We start from the raw sequence: 23,137 nt of genomic DNA on the forward strand, positions 1-23,137 counted from the left end.
GTTTAATTAAAGCAGTTCAGCATTAATAGATAAGTACAAACCCAAACCAAATACAGAATGAGCGGCAGCGCTTTTGAATATAGCGAGGCAAGGTGAAGGGGTTTTTGATGCCGCAAAGCCAAAACCAAGACATGGCTGCATAACGGTAAAAGGAAATATTAACGTTACAACACCGAATAGGAGATTCCACAAAAGATGGTGTGCATCCAAACCAAGTATTTGGCACAAATAGATAAAGGTTGTAGCAAAAATGACACCTATTGCATAGTGTAGCCCCCATCCAACGACCAACTCCCCGCGTTTCGGTGCCGAATGCATGATTGTTCGATGCATCAAGCGCTGTTCACCAAAATGTAAAACCCAGCGGCCGACTAGCGCATAGTCCAACGGTGGTGTTTTAAATAAGTATTTTAACGCTAAACTGTAAACGTCCATAAGCACCGTTGCGCTTACACCGAGGGCAATTACATACCATATAAATACATTAAACTCAGTTATTGCTGACATATTGCTTTCCTTCAAGTTTCAAAAATACCGACTTCTAGATGGCTAAAAAAACTATGCCACTTAAAGTCCACTTGAGGTCAAGCAATTTTCTAATTAAAAAATAGATTCTGTAAGCAGTAAGAATTGACTCTTATCGTTTTATTTAAACTTCGGCAAATGACAGGTACCTAGAAAGTGCACTGATCAAACTTTCTAATTGGATAGGTTTTGTTATGTAATCGTCCATACCGGCTTTAAGGCAGGCCTCTTTGTCCCCTTTCATTGCATTGGCAGTTAAGGCTAAAATGGGGACTTCCAAGTATGCGTCCCCCGCTTCCCCTTGCCGTACCCGTTTTGTCGCTTCAAATCCATCCATTTCAGGCATTTGACAATCCATGAGTATAAGCTCAAAAACATACCCAGTACTTTCACCTTCTAATAGCGCTAGCGCTTCTTTGCCATTACTAGCAAGCTCAGTCTTGAGCCCTAGGGAGTCGAGCATTTTCTTCGCTACTAACTGATTAACAGGGTTATCTTCAACTAACAATACATATTGTCCAGCAAACCGGTGTTCTTCAAGAGGCACATCATTGTCTTTACCTTGTATTGCACTTTGGCGCACTTCAATGAACTTTTCTATATCATTCTGAGTAAACGGTTTAGTATATTTCCCTGAATATCCTAGATTTTTGAAATGCTCGCTGTTTTCTTTATCGTGCAACATGGTCAAGATAATGGCTTGCGTGCCTGACTGCAGCTGCCACTTTTTGAACCAATTGTCCGTTTTTCTGCCATTAATATTTCGGCTCACTACAATTAAGTCCACATCATTTTCAAATAGATGTGTTTGCGCACTTCTGAAACTGTCTTTTATATCTACTTGTGTAGAATAACATTCAAATAAATTTTTAAGTACGCGAGCCGATGCCTCATGACTTTCTACAATTAATGTGCATCCAAATATATTGTGAAGTTGATGTTTTTGCTTAGCGACATCGCCAAGTAACATATCAAAACCAAAGGTACTTCCCACCCCCAACTCACTTTTCAATGAAACTTTGCCTCCCATTAAAGTTGACAGGGTTTTTACAATGGCCAAACCAAGCCCCGTGCCACCGAAGCGCCGAGTCGTAGTTGCGTCAACCTGTGAAAATGAGTCAAAGAGCTTTGCTTGTTTACTTTCTTCGATGCCAATACCGGTATCTCTCACTTCACCGATTAAACGCACCTTGCCGCCTTCACCAATTGTAGAAATAGTTACAACGACTTCACCATGATGGGTAAACTTCAGCGCATTCCCCACTAGATTTCCGAGGACTTGCTTAAACCTGATGGGGTCGCCTACAACTATGCGGTTTTGAACTGATTGAGTTTCCAAAAGAAGTTCTAGCTGCTTTTCATGTGCCGCATGTGCATGTGTTTTAACTAAAGCGGCGCTTTGTTCGATAACATCAAACTCTACTTTGTCGATCTCTAACCTACCCGCTTCTATTTTTGAAAAGTCTAAAATATCATTGATAACCACCATCAATGCATCTGCACTCGACTTCGCAGTTAAAATATAATTACGCTGAACTTCTGTTAACCCTTCTTTTTCAACTAAGTCGAGCATACCAATCACCCCATTCATGGGTGTTCTAATCTCATGACTCATATTGGCTAAAAATTCCGACTTATGCCGAGATGCTTCCTCTGCTTTTTTCTTAGCAATTCCCAGTTCATAATTTGAATTAAGTAGCGCTTGACGAGATTGCTTATTCGCAAAATTATGTAACTCACCAACCATGATGGCAAATCCGAAATTAAATATTAGCTGAGCAACCATAATGGTGATAAAAAACAACTGAATGTATATACTCGTGTCGTTTAAAATGCTTGATGCATTTTGACTAATCGGCGCACTGACCCTAAAGATCCCTGCCGTATTGAGGCATCCTAGACCTAATACAACTAGCGCTCCAGATACTTCAAATCTGTTTCTTCGATGTTCCACTAAGATCGCGACTATCCACACTGAAGTTAAAAATATCATCAAAACGGCTAGTTTTAGCCGTGATGAATAAGCATCATCCCCATACGTAAAATAGGATAACAGGACAACAAATGCCCCCAGATAAACTGCCAAAATGCGCAAAGGTGGACGCCGATTAACCGCGTAATACAAACCAACTAACATCATGATCAGCGAAAGTTGACCACAAAAATTTGAAGCAATGTGTTTAAAAAAATATGGAAGTGAATTTTGAGCCGCAAACAATCCAAAGTTCACCACCAGCAGCCATGGACCAACAGCCCAAAATGCCGTTGCTTTTATATCTCGGTTTGCCATCCATAGAAAGGTTAACGCTGTTGCCGACGCTACTATTCCGATCGCACACATGAGCAATATTGTCTGAGTAGATAAAACCAGCATCCCCACCTTCTTGTTTATATCATTGCAAACCTACGGATTTCCTTACTAAAAAGTAGGAGACAGCGGCTTTAAAGTAAAGCGGCCTTCAAACACAACCAAAGCCATTCGCAATGAGTTTTTACCGACTAAAGTTTGGTATTCTCACGGGTTTGGGCTCGCAGGCAGAATACACTTTGAAAACTCTAATGGTCTTAGCCCCACACTATGCATAAATTGTCTGAACAACGAGACTTAAATCGAAAGGTGTTTGTGCGAAGTCGCAAATTTCCCACTATGATAATCTAAAGGCAAACAAACCCCGATTAAATATGGATCTGATCGAGCTCATATATATCAGTACTGTGGCCAGCCCATTAAGTGACGAAGAATTAGAAGAGTTACGCTGCCAATGTGCAGCGACTAATCAACTACAAGGGATATCTGGCATGTTGTTATATGATAGGCATCACTTTATGCAAGTGATTGAAGGCGACAAACTCAAAGTTGAGCAACTATTCGAACGCATAAAAAATGACACCAGACACACTGAAGTGTCGGCATTGATCTGTAACCCTATCGAAAAAAGAAATTTTCGCCGCTGGGCTATGGGGTTAATTGACCTTGATAAAAACGAAGCTTATCGAAAAGTGCGTAAGAATAGGCCCCATAGAACGCTTCCTCTTAGCTACAAATTGCTCAAATCGTTTCGTAATCATGAGCTTGAAATAGACGACCACATAGACAAATCTTTTGGTAGTTAATGTCGCCACCTAGACCTAATTAGAAATGAATATTGCGTTATACGCTTCAATTACAAGAATAAAAGTTGATTAAGTGTAATGCGCTGTAATGTAAAAATATGAATTGTGGAGGAAAAACACATATTTCGTCCATTTTTGTGGTTTTTAATCTACAACGTACATTTCTCAACTATTTTTCTTTTATGAACAATATTTATTTAAGCATAGCAATCGTCATTGCAGCGGTGAGCGTCATCGCACTGATAAGGACCAATCAATTACGTAAAAAGGATTTGAAGGTCTTAAAAGAAATAAAAAAAGCAAAAGAAGCACTGAGTAAATCAGTGCTTTATCATGGCAAAAGCGACATACCTAACTATATGTTTTTCATGCAGCGCTTACTAAAAGTAGAGCGCAAGTTTTCGAGGTTTCATGTCTCTTTGATCAAGCTTGGTAAAACCCCGGTGTTTGATTCGATAGAAGGAAACTTAGACTCTCTGTCCGAACTATTTAGAGACATTAGTAAATCTTGTCAGCCGTATGCGTTAGCTTTGCATGACTCTGACTTTTTAGTGATGGCATTTGTAACTCATGATACAGACTCCAATCAACAAGAAGCACAGGCTAAGCAATTAGATATTTTAGAGAAATTGCCTAAGCAAGTATGGGTAAACAATACTCAAGTACCTATTGATTACGCTATTTCATCTATGAGTTTAACAGGCCAGTCATCACTTTATGGCATAGATAAAGTTCAGCGCAGACTCACCTTTTCAATGAAATATGCACTTGAAGCCGAAAATGGTGCCTTTGTACACAACGAAAAGCTCTATCAAGCAGAGATGTATAGAAAACATGTTCTGTTAAAATTGATGAACAGTATTTCTTTTAACCCTGACGACTTTTATCTTGTATTTCAGCCTATTTTTAAAACGTCAAACCTAGATAGTCCTAGGCGATATGAAGCATTGGTAAGATGGCGCAATACTAAAAACTTAGGCCCAAAAATGTTTATGCCTATGATCCAGGATAAACCAGAGCTGCAAAGTGAATTAACTAAAATTGTGGTAAACCAAGTTTACTCGATGCTTAAAATAAAGCTTGAAGCACGCGAAAAACTCAAACCAATACACTTAAACATTTCAGTGTCGATGTTAGAAAATGAACAGCTTCTTGATTATTTGAAAAAAGTGATAAGAGATACGCCGTCGATTGCTGCTTTTATTACCTTTGAACTCACTGAAGGAAATGAATTTAACTTAAGCGACAACGCCCATAATACCTTGAGAAAAATGTCAAATCTTGGGTTCAGTTTTGCTATTGATGATTTTGGTAAAAGTAGTGCAGACCCTAGTATCTTAAACAGTAAATACTTCAATTCTGTCAAAATAGACAAAGCCTATATTTCTGACGTACAGAGCAAATCAGATCAAGCTCCAAAGCTCGAAGCAATTGTACAAATTGCAAAAGAAAATAAGAAAACAGTCATTGTTGAAGGCGTAGAAAATCGTCATCAGTACGAGTATATAAAGCGTTTTCCTAACATATATATACAGGGGTATTACGCATCCGTTCCGTTGACTATGAATGAGTTTCTTTCTAACGAAGCAGCCTAATCAACACTTCCTCGCATATTATTTATATGCGAGGCGATTACTTTTTCGCCTACGTTTATGGGATTAAAACTTTTAGCTTTTAGCTTTTAGCCAAAACAGGCCACCACTTACTGAGCACCACGCTTTTTTCCCACCTCGATTAATATATTCATTAACAGTATCTGCACTTAACTCGCAATGAGATTTTCCATCTCCTTTAGCAGGGTCAAATAATAGCTCTACTGCCGGGTAGGTAGATTTCAATTCAGTTTTGAGAAGCCTTGCACTTTTTGTATCTCCTTCTTGTGCATAAGCTAGCAAAGTACGAGTAGCCAAATCTCCGAAGCTTCCTTCACTTTTATTCGACAACAGTTGGTCTAACGAGCTCCAGCTTTTCTGTTTGATATAACAATTATAGAGCTGGTAACGATTTTTATATGCATCATTGAGGGTAAGTGGTAACAGCGCTTCCAGCTCATCCGTTGCGGCTTTAATGTCTCCCATATTGAACTGAATTTGTGCCTTTCTACTTCTAAGAATCAAGTAAGGCTGAGCCTCATACAGCTTATCAAACGCCATTTGATGACGCTGTTTAAAGTTTTCAGTGATGAGCTCTCTCTCAATGACTAATATTAAATCATTAATCAAGGCTAGGGTTGTTTCGTCATCTTTGGTTAAGATCCCCTGAAGGTGCGCTTCTACACCTTTGCGATCAAAATCTTCATTCGATACCGCATTGTGCCCTTGCTCCCTGCAACTCTCTGAAAAGCGCATTTGATGTACGGTATCACTTATTCTTGATGTTAAAATACGCTTTGCATATTGGGCATTTTTCTCAAAGCTGAACTCTTCACTCCCAAACACATGCCTCGCATTGATGTAACTACTAAACCCCCTGAGCGTCTCACATAACCAATTGAGCGATTGAAGCTGCTCTTGTCTTAGGGTGTTTCTGTCGATAAAAGTCAATGCCTTTAGCATCCCCTTACAATAACTCGGCAATGGCATATTATCTTGCAACGCTAGGTGGATATCCGTTTTTGGCAACACGCATCGCTGCGGTAAACGCAGCGAGTTGCGCATGATGTTATCCATACAGATATTATAAAAGTCCATTAAAGACTTGAGGTGACTTTCTTGCCCAGAAGCAATTTCACCAAATAATTTTGTTATCCATAATCTAGGCAATACTGTCTGAGGTGTAACACCAAGCCCCATAATGTAGCCTTCTATGAAAAAAATATTAGGCTGGAGCTCTGACTGAAATGAGAGCTTTCTTATGATTTTTTTAATGCTCTGCAATCGTAATAACCGCTATATTCTATGTATATATTAATAGCATACATGAATCCTTATAGCATTTACAAAGAAAAAACTATCAGGTTGATTTATTTAAAACAAACTCAAACATACAATTTTAAAGCTTGTACCATAAACAGCCTAAACGCTGATTTAAACAAAACGAGTTAAACTTAAGAAGTAAATTATTTTTCCCTATAAAAATCAACATCTTAAACAAACCAAACCAGATAAGCCAACTCATTAAAAACTCAACCAATTGATTCAAAAGGGAATTTTTACAAGATTAAATAGACGTAAAATTCCACTACATTTATAAACCTATAATTTTTACATATAAGGGTTGTTTTTTATTTTCATCACAAAATAAAAATAGTTTTATTCAAGCAGTTAAAATTTCAAATAATGAAACAATTACACTACAAAGAAACTAGAATCAAAAAATCTATTTATAAAAATAACGTTTAATAACAACAAAAAACTACAAAACACCCAGTTTATCACTGCTCTATGTTTGTTTACTGCACTGAAAAGAACTGCTTATTTTTCATACTTGAAATCTGTGTTTTTATCGCTCAACTCGTTTTTGGCCCTTTGGTGGCCACTTGAAGCAGCTGCCTCAAGCCACTTGGTTGCTTCAGCCGTTAACTTATTGCTGTTTTGCTGTTTCAGTAACATGGCCAGTTGATACATGCCCTCAGGCAAGTTGTCATCAGCAGCAAGCTGTAACCACTTAACCGCTTTCTTTTGAGCGTCCCGATCTGCTTTTTGATTGGCATAGTACGCACCGAGTAATACATAACTTTCAGAATGGTTTTGCTTCGCAGCTTTAAGCAACCAAGCTAATCCCTTTAGGTCTTGATTTAATTTAAGGTTTAACGCGCCCAGATTATGCATTGCATCGGGTAATCCAAGTTCCGCTGAACGCTTAAAGTATGTGAGTGCACGATCAGTATCTACCTCGACTCTTAGCCCATCACGGTAGATAACCCCCAAATTATTGAGTGCAATATCGTCATCCTGTTGAGCTGCCTGTAAAAAATACTGCCTAGCTTTGCCGACGTCTTCATCTACATTTACGCCATAGTAATAATGCTCCCCCACAAATGACGCTACATTATAATTTTGTGCCTCTGCCAGTTGAGAGATTGCATTAATAGCTCGTTGTTCATCATGTTCAGTCCCTTTTCCATCCCAGTAATACTGAGCTACTTTATTCAATGCATCAAGTTGACCATTTGCAACAGCTCGTTGAAACCAATAAAGCGCTTTTTCATAGGATTGCGAGACGTACTCTCCGCTTTCATATAACTCAGCCAGTTTAAGTGATGCATTTGCATTTCCCTTTGTACTCGCACTCTCTAGTGTTTGAATCACAAAGCTTAATGGTTTGTTTTTAACATGCCCTTCAAGCGCCAGTTCGACTTGCTTAACCACACAGAGTTGACAACCTTTTTGAGCGCCACTCTCAAGAATTTTATATGCACCTTCTGGATTACTCTCTAGCTCAAATACACAGTGACTGTACTTCGTTATTGCGCCCTGGTAGTCGAGTTCAAATGCACTTTTATACAACTCGCATGCTCGATTTTGATTTTGGTGAGATGCATAGTTTGAATATACATCAGCCAAATTCATCATCGCAAAAACATTCCCTCCTCTCACTGCCTGTTCATATAAATCAATAGCGCGATCTATGTTTTTTTCGAACACGACACCATTTAAATAAAATGTACCAAGGTTGTTTTGGCCAAGCGCATTGCCAAGCTCAACTGATTTTACGTACAAAGAAGCAGCCATCTGAATATCTTGGCCTACATGTTCACCTTCTTCATATAAATAGCCTAGATTGGCATAAGCAAGGCCTTCACCAAGCTTGCCTGCCTCCAAATAGTAGTTTTTCGCTTTTTCAAAATTAACCGCTTCACCAAAATCGCCATAATGATAGATCACACCAAGTTCTCGATGAGCAACGGCAACACCTCTGGTTGCCAGGGAGATGAGTAAAGTAATAATAGGAAGATCTCGTTCTTGGCGAATACGCATATAGTTGGTTAACTTTTCAGCACAGTCTCCCTGACCTAATTTTGCACCTTCATAGTAATAAGATTTCGCTTTTTGCCAGTCTTCAGAAATGATAACGTCTGCTGCTTGGCAATAAGCAGGGCTAAAACCAAATTTTGCAGACTTTACGTAATACTCAAATGCAAGCTTGCTATTTTGCTCTTTTCCATTCCCATATAAATATGCATTACCTAAGTTAAAAGCCGAAAACTGATTGCCCTGTTGCGCAGCTAGCTCAAACAACTCAAGGGCTTTATCTCGGTTTTGTTCTACTCCACTCCCTTTATTGTATAAGCTTGCCATGTTATGCATTGATTGCGCATCACCGAGCTCTATACCACGTTCGTAATACTTGGCTGCTTGTTCAAAGCTTTGAACAACCCCTTCACCAAACTCATAGAGCCTACCGAGATTGCCAAAACTTAAGTGGCTACCTAGCTCAGTAGCCTGTTCAAAGTAAGCTCTCGCTTTTTTTAAGTTAACCGCCACGCCTTCACCTTGGTTGTACATCAAGCCGAGGTTGTTAAGTGCATCTGCCGAGCCAGATGAAGCCGCTCTTTTGTACCAACTGTATGCTCGCGTTAAATCATTGGTAATTTTATGGTGCAGATAACCAAGTTCAAAAGCACACAACTTGTACCCTCTGATATAGCTCACTTCAAAATATTCAGCGGCTTTAGTGATGTCTCTTAGTAGACTTGCGTCCTGATAAACGCGGCCCAAGCCACAGAGCGCTTTCGCTTCACCGTAGTAGGCTGCATTTGCTAATAACTGCTTAGCGGTTTCATATCCCTTGTCAGTGCGCCAATGATCAAGAAAAATATATCCAAGTTCCGTGGCCGCGCTTGGCTCACCCAACTCAATCGCTTTTGCATACAACTCCATCGACTTTTTAAGGTCTACTTCAACACCATTGCCGCCATATTGGTACCATTTAGCCAAGTACAAAATAGCGGGGATATGATTGTTATCAATGGCTTTTTGCACCCAACTAAGTGCATCACCATCCACATATTGCTTTCCTTGACCCTTAAGTAGTTTTTCAGCAATCTCTAGTTGAGCAGGCCCATATTGATGATCAGATAACTCATTTAGCAATTCAAATTCATAATCCAAATCCTCAAGACGATGCGCCTCTTTAGCCAATAAAAAATAACTTTGGGCGACCAATGCGTCGCCAGATATGTTTGTAGGCTCAATAAACAATAAATCAGGGCTTGCGCTTTTTGGAACTGCATTGCAACCAGAAAGTAAAATAGTAAATAGAGCTAAAGCTAAGAGTTTCATACAAAAATCTAATCTGCACACATTAAAACAAAGACTGCCAGCTACATCATGTTCTTGCAAGTCACCACCTTTTATTCTAGCTAAGACAATAACAATTGGCAGACCTTTTAAGCTATCAAAAGTACCGAATAGTAAATTTGCACGGAGGCATAATTTAATTACAATGGGAAAGCGTTCAATTATCGAGCTAAGAGATGGATTTTAAAACAAAAATAAATGCCAAAAGACCTTACAAAGAAAACAATAATTTATTTGTAAGTTTAGAAAGTGACCGAGGCCGTATCTTAAATTGCGCAGCCCTTAGACGCTTACAGCAAAAAACTCAGGTCTTCCCACTCGAAAGAAATGCCGCCGTACGCTCTAGGCTCACGCATTCTTTAGAAGTTCAACAAAATGGTCGATTCATCGCACTTTCGATAGTCGATGAGCTAAAAAATAGCGAACATACCAAAGAGCTACTGAGCCCAGAACACGCAAATGCGCTCGTGAGCCTTGTTGAAATGGCTTGTATTATGCACGACATAGGCAACCCAGCATTTGGGCACTTTGGTGAAGCCGCGATAAATGACTGGTTTAAAACCTACTTCTCTAATCATATTGACTATAAAGAGGCATACTTAAAAGGCAGCGATAAAGAAGACACACAAGATGTCCGTGCAAATTTACTGCGTGATTTGTGCCAGTTTGAAGGAAATGCCCAGGCAATCCGAATCGTACGCTCTCTATCCAATCTCAACTTAACATACTGCCAAACTGCTTCAATATTAAAATACACTCGCTGTGGTACTGACTTAAGGCCACCTAGAACGGCCGCGACTAGTTATTTGCAAAAAAAAGTGGGTTATTTCTATAGTGAGAAAAGCTTTGTTGAAGAACTCTGCGATAAGCTCAATATGAAATTGGGAAATCGCCACCCAGTTTCTTACATCATGGAAGCAGCAGACGACATTGCTTACTGCCTCGCGGATATAGAAGATGCCGTTGAAAAGGGCATACTCAGTGTAGATAGTGTTATCCAAGAGCTGATTATCGAGTACACAAAACAGCGTCAAACTCTTGGAGTTTACGGGCAAGAATGCTTTATAGAGAAAGCCTGCAGCAAAGCGTTAAGCCGCGCGAGCTTGAACCCTGCCAATTCTAAAAATGAATTCTTTATATACTTGCGTGTAGAACTTATTCACCCTCTTGTAAAACATGCAACCAAGCGATTTGTAGACAATTTAGAAGCTGTATTCAACGGCAGTTTTGACCAAGCACTATTAGAGGATAACAGCTACCAACATGCCATTGCTGGTGCATTGAAAAAAGTCGCTCTTAATCATGTATTTTGTCATCACGAAGTAGAAGAGCTGGAATTGCAAGGTTATAAAATAACCTCCGGTATTTTGAACGAATATCAACGCTTATTAAACCTCTCGTGGGCCCAATTTAGTGAAGTACTGAATAATAGTCATACTTACCCTATTGAAGTGCGTCTACTAAAAAGAATTTCAGGTCAATTTATTGCCGCATACAGCAAGTCAGTTCAAGAGGTGCCTGATAAGCAAAAATCAAATCCCATATATGAATTTTATTATCGATGTCGACTAATACAGGATTTTATAAGCGGCATGACCGATCAACTGGCCTACGACACCTATAGAACATTATTGGTTATAGATTAAGTCTGAGTTTCTACAATTAAGAATAGATACTCACAGTCAACTGATTTTCTACTCCCATCAAAATTGATTGTAATACGGGGCATAGAGTACTTTGTAAAGACGCACTCTATGCCTCAATAGAACACGATTTTCTTTTCTACCTCACACTCACCACAAATCGTCACTATTTTTAGTGTTTTATAGTCCGGTTACCATATTGCGGTATGCAAATATGATGCTAACTGGGTAGGTGAACACGGAGAGTTTGCTTCAATTGCTGCAATCAGATCAACGCGGCGATCTTGCTGGTACATAGCCTCCAACTGACTCAAAAGTCTTTCTTTTTCAGCGGGTAAAAGGGAGTCATCAAACCCTTGCAAATACATTGTATCCCATTGTTTTATGGTCATATCACGCTGACTAAGGTAGTTGCTTAAAAATCGCGAGCGGTTCCGTCCATATCCCTCTACAACCATACACTTATAAGGAACCCCAAGCTTATATAGCGCATGCAATATTGCCAAACTGCGATCAACAGATAAGTCCATATTACTGTCTAAGCTTTTATCAGCTCCCGAAAATCTTGGCTCAGGCGAAGCGTAGCCATGAATCCTGATCACATTTGCATTATCAGAGACAACATTATCATACAAGGGTTGCAGTTCAGCTTTCAGCCGTTGAAGATCATCATTGTTTACTCTCGCTTGGTTTTTCTCAAAAATCGCAAAAGTACTCTCATGTAACTCAAGAACCTTTCCATACACGATACTTGGTTGCTGCTGTGAAACAGCTTTTAGATTCTCGAGCTCCATGGTTAAAGACTCAATTTGGCGATGAGCGTCTTTAAGCTGCGTCTCCACACTTGCCAACTTCTTATCTATAAAACATTCATCTCCTTGGCAGGCAGTTTCAGCGCTAGGCACTGTGTCAGTGACTGAATAGCTCATGCCAACCACAGCTAAAATAGTGATGACCACGGACAACAAAGAAAGAACTAAATCTGTCCCCGGCCCCATTTCACTGTCACTTGCCAGTTCTGTATTCTCAAATAGCACTGCTACTCTCCATTTTCATTGGCCTTGTTATTTGGGTCATCGGCCATGTAGTTATGAATTTGCGACAGTGTATTTTGTGCGGGCTCTCCTATGGCAGCCATTCCCAGCAAAAGCGCTAAGCAACCAACGACTCCCCCTATCAAACTGGCGGATACATACCCTAATCGACTCTTTGCACCACTAACTGAGGCTTGTGTCGCCATATTGGCAAGTGTATTGTTCAAATTTCCTAAAACGCTTTTTAATTCTGCACTTTCAAGGCCTTTGTTCGTATGTTGGGCGTTTTGTGCCAATATTTTGATTTCGTCAACCAGTTGACCAAGCGCTTTTACTTGGCCTTCATTTTTTACCGACTCCTCAAGTTTATTAGCTAGACCTTGAAAGGTTTCAATAAGAGGATCAGGCCCAGTTTGTTGTATGCTACTTAGTTCGGTCCTGATGGCACTTAAACTTTGTTCCATGGAGCCATTTAAACTATTAATACTCGCGCTAACTTGCGCAATTAATTGTTCATTGCGATCACGCCCAGCCTTGTTAGCTTGTTCAATGGCCTCTCCCAATGAGGTACTTAACCTTACTTCATAGGATTTGAGAGTTTCGGTCAAAGTCTGAAACTCTTGCAAATGCGCTTCATGGGCCTTCCCTAAGGTGTCTATCGCATGCTTATTGATATCTAACTTTTGGTGGGTTTGTGCCACAATTTGACGCTGCTCGACTCCCTCATCAACAAGTTTTTCAACTTGCTCAATTAAATTGCGAGTATGAACATTTACGTTTTCTCGATGACGCTCAATTTCATCTGACAGCCTGTCGACGTTAGCGGGTAAATCCCCTTCCAAACGAACAAAGCTCAGCACATGGCCCAGATCCATCCATGCAGACTCAAGTTGTCCAGTCGTTCGAGCGTATTCTTTGTCAACGAGTGTCACTAAAATTTGAATCATGAGCGCGGCGCCTAGGCCCGCAATACTGGTTCCAAACGCGATGGTTAAACCTGAGATCAACTCACCAATTGCTTCTCTTTGGCCACCAGCACCTTGAAACATACTTGCAACAGGCTCAAGACCAATTAGCAACCCAATAAAAGTAAATAAAATCCCCAAACGCAAAGCCACTTGTTGCGGTACCTGCACCGCAGTTTTAAAGGGCACGAGCTTTCGAATAAATACCTGAGAGGCAATATCTGAATCACGACGCATTTCTGATGCATTTTTAACCAGCTGTTGCACCATTAATGAGGCGACTGTTTCACTGCCTGCAGCGCCTCCTTCACCGCCCAAGTAGTAATCAGCGTCTCTCTCGCTAGTGGTGACATCCAGTACTTGTTTTCCATTTTGAGTAATGATGCTGCGTCTTTGTTTATTAGCTTTGTCAGTGACACTTTTGAGTAATCTAAACTCAATATTGAATCTCTTTTTTGCTCGCCAGCTTTGTTTATAAGCCCATATTAAGGGCAACACATAAACCGCTATGCTAAAAACGAGCTGATAATTATTTCCAGACCGAATATTGTCTGGAATGTTGCCCCACAGTACAGCCATAGGCAAAAAACACAAAATAGGAAATGCCCACCAACCCCACATACCCAATTTCGAGATGTGGCTTAATGTAGATGTTTTTTTCATAATTCCTTCTTACTGCTTCAAAAGCACCCTTTTATTCAATAAACCCTTTGGTGCCGTGACCTTCACGACTTGATTCTGTTGACGAACTGGCTTGCTCTGAACGCGACGAGTTATTTTCAAGGTTTCGCTGGCTCAGCTTTTGTTCCAACTCTTTTAGCTTTTTCTCAACCTCATATTCCACCTCACCGTTGGCTTCAATACTTTGAATTCTGCGCTTTTTCAGGGCTTGATAAGTTTCGTAATCCGCCTCAATGGCGAGTGCATCTGTATCAAATTCAAGTAACTTTTCATGTTTAAGTGCCTGACGCTCTTTGGCAAGTTTCAGCTCTTCAACCTTGTGGCCTTTGTTCTGCCAATAATCTAACTTCGCCCACTCACTGACTCCGGAGATAACAGACTCAATGAATATACCCACGCCTTGATTACCCAAATCGGCATTTAGCTCGTCAAACAGGCGTTTTTTCAATGCATTTTTATCTTCAAAGGTTGTTGCGACCAGCTCTGAGTAAGACAACCCTGCCAAAATACTCATCATTTTATCTGGCAAAGACTCAGCTAACTGCTGCAGATTAAGCTGCCTATAATTTAAATTGACCGCTTTGCCTCTACTTGGCTCTGCAAAACGCCATCGAATTGATATAGGCACTAGATAGTCATCGCCCACATACTGCCCTTCCAAATTAGGCATCACTTCAATATTTGTTTGCTTAACGGCGTCGTTTTTAAGTTTTCGTAGGTCTTCGCGCATCTGGGGGTCATTTTGCAATATGGAGATATACTGCGTTTTAAAATTGAACCTGCTTTTCAACTCTTCAGTAATTGCTCTTTCAAGTACTTCTTTAACCGAAGGTGAGCTACCATTGCCTTCATAAAAATGCTCAAAGTAATCACTAATTTCTATTTCGCGCATTACGATTGCGGCTTTATCTGTCGCTATTTTTTCAATTTGTTGGGCAACCGATACCCCCTTGAGTGAAGTCGCGTAAAACGCCGAACCAATTGAAGCAATGCAGCCTTCTAAGTTGATTTTAAAATTCGCCTTGCTACCAGGGTCACTGGTCTCGTAGTCCCTAGGCATATAATCGTAGATTGTTGGTTTCAGTAATTCCCATTCTGGAATAGCTGGGTCTGGTAAAAGTGTTGTTAAACCGATGCCATAACGGCTAGCGGTTGCGTTAACCATACTGTGTACCGCTTCTCGTACTTCTTTGAAATTGCCTGGGCTTAGACTATCGGTATCACGCTTAAACAAAACAGCTTCAAAACTTTTGTCCAAAACTTCCTGAGCAAACGCCTTTAAGCTGGGCTTGCCCATTTTGTCGTATAGACCAAGATCCTCAATTACAATGGCCAACTTAACGTCAAATTTGAATGTTTGCCCCTTGGCACTCGTCCAGTTAACATTGAAAATATCAGAGAGACTCTCTTCTTGAACCATCCGAGGCGTTTTCAACGTAAAACGCTGAATCTTCCAACCAATGTTACCCAGTTTTACATTTATATGATCTTCTAGCCTGCGATCGAAGTTTGAATCCAAATAAACATTATTAAGAATTTCGTTGCGCTCCACATAGTCCTTGGTCCACGACCGGATCTGCAAATCCCAATCGACTTTACTCTTAGGGCCTGATTGGCCTTGCCCCTGCAAAGGATCAATTCTCATATCTATATTTACTGAGATATCTCTATCCGAGTCGGAGGTCCTCACAGAGAATGAAGGCGTTTTAATTTCCATACTCGCTGAAACAAACTGTTTCGTCTCCAGTACACAAACAGCATTCAGGTTCAGAGCGCTCAACTTGGCTGTTACGGCAGCGGTTAACGCCCTATTTTGACTATGAGCCCATGAACCCAGTTCATCAGTACCACGCTTGTCTGCTTCCTCTTGCAACACTTGTTGCATAACCGCTCTTAGAGTCTCTTCTACCGATTCATTTCGTGTTACGATTTCACGCATTAAATCCACACCATCATTAACAAGACTAGCAGCCCATCGAATGGGAATATCTTTATTATTGTCAGCAACAAAATCCCGAATTCGTATTGTTATTTTGCCGCATTCAACGCGATGGTTGTTTCGCACAGCAAACTTGTGTGCGGTTTTTAATCTCGCAGTTAACCCTGTAAGTACTTCACCATCTTTGTCGACTCGAACCAGACTCTGGTGACTCATTGGCCCTTCATCAGCACTCAATTTTTTACAAATTTCATCAATAGGTTTTGAAATACTCATTCGGCGATCTCCTTTCCTTTGTCCTGTTGCAGATTATCTAGATATTCAGCCATCTGCCTGTACCGATTAAACTTTTTCTGAATCAAAATTTTGAATTCATGATATACAAACTCATTGTCTTTGGAGACGCCTTGTGGGCGCTTAATCTCTCGATCCAATTGTTGCAGCGCATCGGCCGCGTTATACCAATGCCGACACATTTGCTGGACTCGTTTTGAGCCAATGGTCGTGTTCAAGGATTCAAGATAACCGATAATGATATCAGACGACGCTCGCGTGCTCGCAGAAGAGGTTAACCCCGCCGCACTTGATCCCCACTCGGCAAGGGCAATGTCAAAGAACTGATGGTAAATTAGTAATGAAAAGTCATTGGACGCGTTTTTCTGATGCTGTTTCATCAAAACAAGCGGGTTGTTAATTCTAGCATGACTCGATTTCATTGCTGATGTTGCATATTCAACCAACAAAATTTGGCTGAGCTTATCGTGAAGGCCTTTTAGGTATGGCTCCATGTCATCATCTATCGCGCTACTCAGCCCCGCTAACAACATATTTGCTATGTACGGAGTTAAAAATTGACGAGGGACACTAAAAGACACCATCTCTGGATCGACCAATTCAAAGTTGCTGAGTAATTCAGTTACCTCTGACACACCTTTTTGTGCAACAACTTCCACAAAGCTCCCTTTGGAGTTTGTGTTTATACTGGAGAAATCAGAACGGATTGCGTCAAACCATAACCTCGAATAGGTCATCTGAATGATGCCAGCATCTTTTTGTTCTTTAACTAAGTTACTTATTTGCTTTAAAACTTCGAGTCTTTCATTTAAAGAACCACTCATATGGTAGGCAAATACCCGGCGCATAGTTAGCCACCATTTTGTGGCAATTGAAATACTCTGTTTTTGACTAAAACGCAAAAACTCAAACATGTATTCCAAAGTAGCAAACTGTTTTTGGTCCGCAAGAAGGCCAAATACAGTGATTAAAAGCTTGGTTTTAACATAGTTTTCTTTGGCAGATTCTAGCGCTTCACTCAAAAAGCATTTGTATTCATCAAGTGACACACTATTTTGTTTAATATTTTCTAAATAGAATGCGATACCAAAAGACACATAATTAAAAATATCTTCTGATTTAGTTCTACTCAAATGACCACCAGTGCTGCGCCGAATTGAGTGCTCCCTTTGTATAATTTCTTTAGCCCCTTGTGAAAGTAACCGAGAAAGTGTCGTAGTGATGGGAAAGTCGATCTCGTTAATACTACTAACGCACATCAATAACTGTGAATAGCTTTTAGCTTGTGCTATTGATGGTAATGCGCTTCCATCTGGGCCTGAAAATAGCATGTTGCCATTGACAATAAAGTCATAAATCTCTTGAGTCATGCTGGGATATCGACGATAAAACTCTTCAACAACCCAGTCTGTACTAAAATTCTCCACTGTCACAGTTAAACCATCTTTAACCGAGCGATCGATAGACAGTCCGCATTCATCGATTAACTCATCAAAATGCTCCAACCATAGCAAATGGGCGTCGCTCTCTATGTACTGCTGCTCTTGCTTGACGATCATTGCGCTGTTTTCTGAAGCAGCGCTTTCATGTCCATTATTTTGGACAGTTTCTTGCAAAACTAAAGGGTGGCGTATCACTTTATGCTGAAGAAAGTTGCAACCCCATGCCTTTAATTCTTTATAACGAACAGGCTCTGGCTGCTGCTGATTCAAGCAACCAAAAACTGCCAAAAGCATTTTTTTCAGGGGCTTGCGCCAGCCAAACTCGACGATACGCTTTAGTTCAATTGACGCATTTTTATGGTTACTCGTAAATGCTTTATTGATCAGTGTGCGAAGCTCTGAAACCTGCTGTTCACTTTCTACATTGGAGAGCAACTCTTTAACAGGCTCTGAGCATAATTTGGATGCAGCTCGCGGGGCTTTGTTTGACCAAACTTCACTCTCACTTTTGGGAAACACATCCAACAAATGATTTCGATCATCCATTGTAAACGCGAGCTCGTTGTCCCATATGTTGATTAAAATCTCAGGCCAATTAACATAAATAGCCTCTGGCTTACCTCTAAGTAGATTATCGAGAGACTTGTCAAAAGAGTAGTATTCACGGTGAATACACAGAATCAAATATGCTTCTTTTCTTTCAAACAAAGCATTGAGTTTTTGGAAATTGCTTTCCTCAATTAACCAATTACACAGTTTAGGGTGGCTTTTAAGCTGAATATTTAGCCTAACGTTATCACCCAGCTTTAGCTCGCTTTCAAAAAGCGCTAATAACTCTTCCGCAGAGCTATTAAGGAGTAAATCATTTCGGGTTACATCCCTGAAACTTTCCTTTCGATCATATGCAAGTTCAAATTGCTCTGAAACGAAATTAGCAGTACTCAGGCTGACGTCATCAACATACGCCTCTCCATAAAACACCACCACAGCGGTGTTTAAGCTGTTGATTAGCTCTTTTGCAGAGTCTAATTGACTAGCATAAAACTCTGTATTCAGATTCGAACTAGGTATAGAAGTGGCTTCTACCAAGTAAGCATATTGTCCATTTAGCTGAGCTTTAAACTCCCCAGTCAGCGTGACATCAAGCTCTTCAAAATCTTCGAATTCCGGTTCATCTTCATTGCTATCTTGAGATAAAGCTTTATCACCTTGATTGTCGTTAGTCTCATTGCTGTTTTTATCTAGTCCATTTGCTGGCTCATTTCTAACGCTTAAGTCGTCAACTTCTCTCGTTGATGATTGCCCTTCAGGTGAATCATCATACCCACCTTGGTTTTCGCCATCATGATTATTGTTATCTTGAGATTCCATCTTCTTTATCCTAAATGCTCAGGTAAAACGTCTAAAACCAGTCTAAAAGTTGCCATAGGCATTTGTTGCGAGCAATGCATACGTATTTGATGAAGTTCGCCATTGTGCTTAAAAGCAGGCGCATACATGCTGGCTTGAGTTGGATGCTCAGAAAAGCAATACTCGTACATACCTTGAGGTGTAAAGCAAATATCAAGAGGGTGTTGTTTGTGAGCGATTTTTCTGTTTATGTCATGACCTGCAAACGCATCATACTGCACTGCCTTAGGCAATTTAATTGTATTTTTTGCGGAAAGAACATCTAGCCACTGGGACTCACAAGGTAGCTTAAACAGCATGTTGTTATCCCGCTTAAGCTGTTCGACAATTTCATAAGATTGTTTATAGCTGAGCCCCGCTAGTGGCTTATTGCTATTGGCTTCGTTCAAGTTAGGCATGACACTTTGTTGGATCCAAAAGCCTTTAGCAGTGCCAAAGCTTCTATTTTCAGCGCTAGGAGGGATGAAAACAAACGTTTCTAAATATTCTTTACCATTAAATATGATGGGAACAGCCACTTGTTCATCGCGACGGTTGCCCATAGCGTGACCACATATTTGCTTACGCTGACATATGTCCAACACAGCCTCAACATGCTCGGACTCACACCAGTCTGGCCATTGTATTAACTGCACTGGGGCAAGATTTTTGCCGCTTTGTGCACTCTCTTTTTTCAAAAACTTAACGAACTCATCGCTTGTAATAAAACCACCAACACCATAGTTTTGCCCACCAATCGTATTTATACCCAGTACAGCCAACGCTCCCTTATTTTCAATACATAAAGCTCCGCCACTAAAGCCTTCGCTAGCCCCTTTTCCTGCTTTTATAAAGCTAATGAGCCCTTCACTATCTGACTCATAATTGGAATAAAAGTCTTCTGGTGCGGGTCGATGAACTTTCATCTCCCAGCCACCATGCTTTCCAGGGAAGCCCAGAGATGCAAATGCCGTGGAGCCTTTCTTCATTGTCGACTCTCTGCGATTGACGATGACCGGTGCCAATGTGTCAAGTGGTTCACTGACTTCGATAACTGCAATATCCAAAGTTGGGTGTGCGTAAATTTGCTGTACGCTGCACTTCGTAGAGCTAGACACAACAAAAAGCCGGCTTGCTCTATGAAACTTTTCAGTATTTTTGTCAAAAACCACATGCTTACAAGTTACAATGCAGGTAGGATTTATGGCAAAACCCGAGCCAAGAGAATACTCTGTATCATCTGCTCCCTTTATTATCCCAATAGCAAAGAGCCATGCCGGCTGCTTTATCGGTGTATACTCCATCTACTACAACCCATTATTATTTTTTTAATTAAAAGAGGTCATCTCGAACCGATTCATAAGCATCAAATGCATCTTTTTCAAACGCTTCCCATAAGGCTTTATCTGACTTGGATGCCATACCTTCTTTCATGCGGCAAATCACTTCAGGATCGACCATCGCAGCACTGGAGCCGATAAACTTCGCTTCACTGGCAAGGTATTCCTCGCTATCCATATCGATTTGTTGCTCTTCCCGCTTTGCTTCAATTCTTTCAGATAAGACATGAAGGAGATCAGAGTATATACGTGTAAACTCTTCTACAACGGGTAAGTTTTCACGCTCCTCAATGTCTTTTGAGGGACCAGCAAGCGCTTGTCGAATGGATATGAATGCCAGCGCATTGGCTTCTTCTCGACTTAACTTACGAGCCTTTTTGACGTGTGTACCAATTTGCATATCTTTGCCCGATACAGTATTTGCTATCATTCCCTGTACTCGGTCAGATGAATATATTTCAGCCTCAACTTGCGATAAATCCATAAGCGTATTGCCTGACTCGTTGATGATGACACCAAAGACCCACATCGTGTTTTTGTTATTGGCTTTGCGCCTTGAATAGAGGTAATACTGAAATTTTGACTCTGGCAAGCCTGCGGTATAATAGCTCGCTCCTGTATCCCACCAATCGACTGAAACACGTTCCATTTCTTTAAACAGTGACGCTCTATCAGTAATATCTGGGAAACCGTCTTTATGCCCTTTACGAAAATGCGTATTTGCAGCCCAAAAGGTTGAATAAGGTGTTTCACTACAACACAAAACTGACCCTGCTGGTATTTGAGTACTGCCAGCTTTAACTCTGAATTCCATTCGTTGAAAACACAGCTCAGGGTTGTCATAGTCTAAACTACGCACTTTTAAGTCACTAAGCTCTGCCCACGCCTGACCATCATAACGGTATCCGCCATCTACACTTTTATCTGCAACAACTCTCGTCAATTCTACTTCTCGAGACTGAGATGCTGAGCCAATTTCAACGGCGCCAAATTGGCTTGCTTCTTCTGAAAATAGGTGATTGTGAATATTAAAATTAGCCATTGTGCTTTCCTTATCAAGTAAACTGATTTTTCAATGACTGTCGCAGTTGATTTCCCGTTTATTTGGGATTTGCGAAAAGTCTATCAACTATGTTTATATGGTTTGCTATATCCTGAGCAATTCGCTTTTCTTTTAGTTCAGCTTTTTGAACTCTCTCCTTTATTTCGGCATCGGTTGAGCTCAACGGACGACTGATATCTGGAGAGATTGAAGAGGCCTGTTTTTCCTCTTTGTCTAGGCTGGCCGTGATTAAAGTAAGCTCCAGCATTAAAGTTTCGAGTCTTTGCTGTTCCAGCTTAATCTCTTTTAAAGCCATCTCTTCTATCGTCTTGTTGGCCAAAGCAGAGTCAAGCCGCCCTCTGCTTATATCAAGAGTCGCCTTAGACTGGTTCAAGCGGTTGCTCAATTGCTCAATTTCCATGCCTACAGCTGAGCGTTCTGATTTAGTACTTTCTAAACGTCGCGCCAGCATGGCATTTAGCTCTTGAAGCTCGTCTACCTCATTTTGTTTGCGTGACAGGCGGTTGTCATACTCTCCACCAACCACACCCTTCAAGCCGCCAATAAACCCGCCTTTATTAGGATCGGTGCTGACAGATGAGCATGCCACTAACAAACATGAAGTAACTGCAAGGAGGCTGTAACGCACCATCAAGACTTTTCGACTAATTCGATCAGTTCTTTGTCGATTGCCGCCAGCTCTTCTTTTTGTTGGTTGTACTTAGTTAACATAGCTTGCAACTCTTCTTGGCCTTGAACGTCAAACTGCTTTTCAAAGTTTGCCAAGTTGTCCATCGCTTGCTCATATTTTTTATCTGTTAACTCAATCGCTTTTGCAATGACTTTGCGATCATTTTGAATTTGTGTCACAAGCTCATTATATTGCTGTTGTTGCTGGTTATTTTGAGCCAATTGAGACTCAAGGTCATTTAGCCTTTGCTTATCTGCGGCCAAAAGTTTTTGAGCAGTATTAACCATCGCAGTTAAGCTTTCGTTTGTATCAGTTAGTTCTTGCCTTAACGCATTAAGCGCCGATTCCTTATCTGCGTACTCTTGTTTTTTACCTGCGATATGGTAACCGTAAGCTGCACCACCTGCGGCCCCAACAGCCGCACCAACAAGTACTGCTTCTTTACTATTGCCGGCAGCCAAGCCGACTAATGCTCCGGTTAAAGCTCCGGCCAAAGCTCCTTCAGCGACTGTTTGGCTAAAGTCATCTACTTGGTTGTCCAGTTGCTGCGCTTCTGGGGAAATATTGTTGTTCATACCAGGAAGATTAGGAAGGCTGTTACAAGCACCAAGACTCAATACCAAGGCGCTAGATAAAAACAAATTACGTACATTAGTTGAGGGTGTCATTATGCATTTCCTTTTAACACTTTTTAACACTTGATAAACCATAAGTTACATTTTTGATTTTTACTGTCAATGAAAATTAAAAATTTAAACCACCCCTTTGCTTTGTAACAAACAAAAAGGTGGTTTGT

15 protein-coding genes are annotated in these 23,137 nt (G+C 40.6%); 3 read left to right on the plus strand and 12 right to left on the minus strand.

The window, feature by feature from the left end; genetic code table 11:
• Positions 1 to 6 precede the first annotated feature (6 nt).
• Positions 7 to 507 carry a DUF2938 family protein gene (locus N475_RS16710; RefSeq protein WP_063365619.1) on the minus strand — a complete coding sequence of 167 codons (501 nt, stop codon included), beginning with the start codon at positions 505 to 507 and terminating at the stop codon, positions 7 to 9.
• Positions 508 to 649: 142 nt separating this feature from the next.
• On the minus strand, positions 650 to 2,899 hold the full coding sequence (locus tag N475_RS16715) for a response regulator (protein ID WP_063356133.1): 2,250 nt from the start codon (positions 2,897 to 2,899) through the stop codon (positions 650 to 652).
• A gap of 308 nt (positions 2,900 to 3,207) precedes the next feature.
• On the opposite strand from N475_RS16715, the gene N475_RS16720 reads away from it, so the two are divergent.
• Entirely contained in the window at positions 3,208 to 3,639 is a 432-nt protein-coding gene (locus N475_RS16720) for a BLUF domain-containing protein (protein WP_063356132.1), read from the plus strand.
• 182 nt (positions 3,640 to 3,821) lie between these two features.
• Positions 3,822 to 5,234: an EAL domain-containing protein gene (locus tag N475_RS16725; RefSeq protein WP_162269603.1), complete on the plus strand. Its 1,413-nt coding sequence runs from the start codon at positions 3,822 to 3,824 to the stop codon at positions 5,232 to 5,234.
• Between the two features lie 72 nt (positions 5,235 to 5,306).
• On the opposite strand, the gene N475_RS16730 is transcribed toward N475_RS16725, so the two are convergent.
• Both N475_RS16730 and N475_RS16735 read right to left on the minus strand, forming a co-directional pair.
• The gene (locus tag N475_RS16730; protein ID WP_063356130.1) at positions 5,307 to 6,431 is read right to left on the minus strand and encodes a hypothetical protein; all 1,125 of its coding nucleotides are present in this window, start codon (positions 6,429 to 6,431) and stop codon (positions 5,307 to 5,309) included.
• A 621-nt stretch (positions 6,432 to 7,052) separates the two neighbouring features.
• Complete coding sequence (locus tag N475_RS16735) at positions 7,053 to 9,863, minus strand: tetratricopeptide repeat protein (RefSeq protein ID WP_155730853.1); 2,811 nt, start codon at positions 9,861 to 9,863, stop codon at positions 7,053 to 7,055.
• Positions 9,864 to 10,057: 194 nt separating this feature from the next.
• On the opposite strand from N475_RS16735, the gene dgt reads away from it, so the two are divergent.
• Entirely contained in the window at positions 10,058 to 11,527 is a 1,470-nt protein-coding gene (gene dgt, locus N475_RS16740; RefSeq protein WP_063365620.1) for a dGTPase, read from the plus strand.
• 188 nt (positions 11,528 to 11,715) lie between these two features.
• On the opposite strand, the gene N475_RS16745 is transcribed toward dgt, so the two are convergent.
• Genes N475_RS16745 through N475_RS16780 form a run of 8 tightly spaced genes read right to left on the minus strand, consistent with a single transcriptional unit; the run spans position 11,716 to position 23,009 of the window.
• Positions 11,716 to 12,561 (minus strand): OmpA family protein, encoded by an 846-nt coding sequence (locus N475_RS16745; protein WP_063356127.1) that lies wholly within the window; start codon positions 12,559 to 12,561, stop codon positions 11,716 to 11,718.
• Positions 12,562 to 12,563: 2 nt separating this feature from the next.
• Positions 12,564 to 14,186: a hypothetical protein gene (locus N475_RS16750; protein ID WP_063356126.1), complete on the minus strand. Its 1,623-nt coding sequence runs from the start codon at positions 14,184 to 14,186 to the stop codon at positions 12,564 to 12,566.
• 31 nt (positions 14,187 to 14,217) lie between these two features.
• Complete coding sequence (locus N475_RS16755; RefSeq protein ID WP_063365621.1) at positions 14,218 to 16,419, minus strand: hypothetical protein; 2,202 nt, start codon at positions 16,417 to 16,419, stop codon at positions 14,218 to 14,220.
• Positions 16,416 to 19,250, minus strand: a complete 2,835-nt coding sequence (locus N475_RS16760) for a hypothetical protein (RefSeq protein WP_063365622.1) — start codon at positions 19,248 to 19,250, stop codon at positions 16,416 to 16,418. The genes N475_RS16755 and N475_RS16760 overlap by 4 nt, the downstream gene beginning before the upstream one ends.
• Positions 19,251 to 19,255: 5 nt before the next feature.
• Positions 19,256 to 20,572: a S1 family peptidase gene (locus N475_RS16765; RefSeq protein WP_063365623.1), complete on the minus strand. Its 1,317-nt coding sequence runs from the start codon at positions 20,570 to 20,572 to the stop codon at positions 19,256 to 19,258.
• 28 nt (positions 20,573 to 20,600) lie between these two features.
• Positions 20,601 to 21,650, minus strand: a complete 1,050-nt coding sequence (locus tag N475_RS16770) for a hypothetical protein (RefSeq protein WP_063365624.1) — start codon at positions 21,648 to 21,650, stop codon at positions 20,601 to 20,603.
• Between the two features lie 58 nt (positions 21,651 to 21,708).
• Positions 21,709 to 22,302, minus strand: a complete 594-nt coding sequence (locus tag N475_RS16775) for a hypothetical protein (RefSeq protein ID WP_063356120.1) — start codon at positions 22,300 to 22,302, stop codon at positions 21,709 to 21,711.
• A complete protein-coding gene (locus tag N475_RS16780) occupies positions 22,302 to 23,009 on the minus strand; it encodes a YMGG-like glycine zipper-containing protein (RefSeq protein ID WP_063356119.1) in 708 nt (235 codons plus the stop codon). Before N475_RS16780 ends, N475_RS16775 begins: the two co-directional genes overlap by 1 nt.
• Positions 23,010 to 23,137: the final 128 nt, after the last annotated feature.

This window comes from Pseudoalteromonas luteoviolacea DSM 6061, assembly GCF_001625655.1.
GTDB lineage: Bacteria > Pseudomonadota > Gammaproteobacteria > Enterobacterales > Alteromonadaceae > Pseudoalteromonas > Pseudoalteromonas luteoviolacea.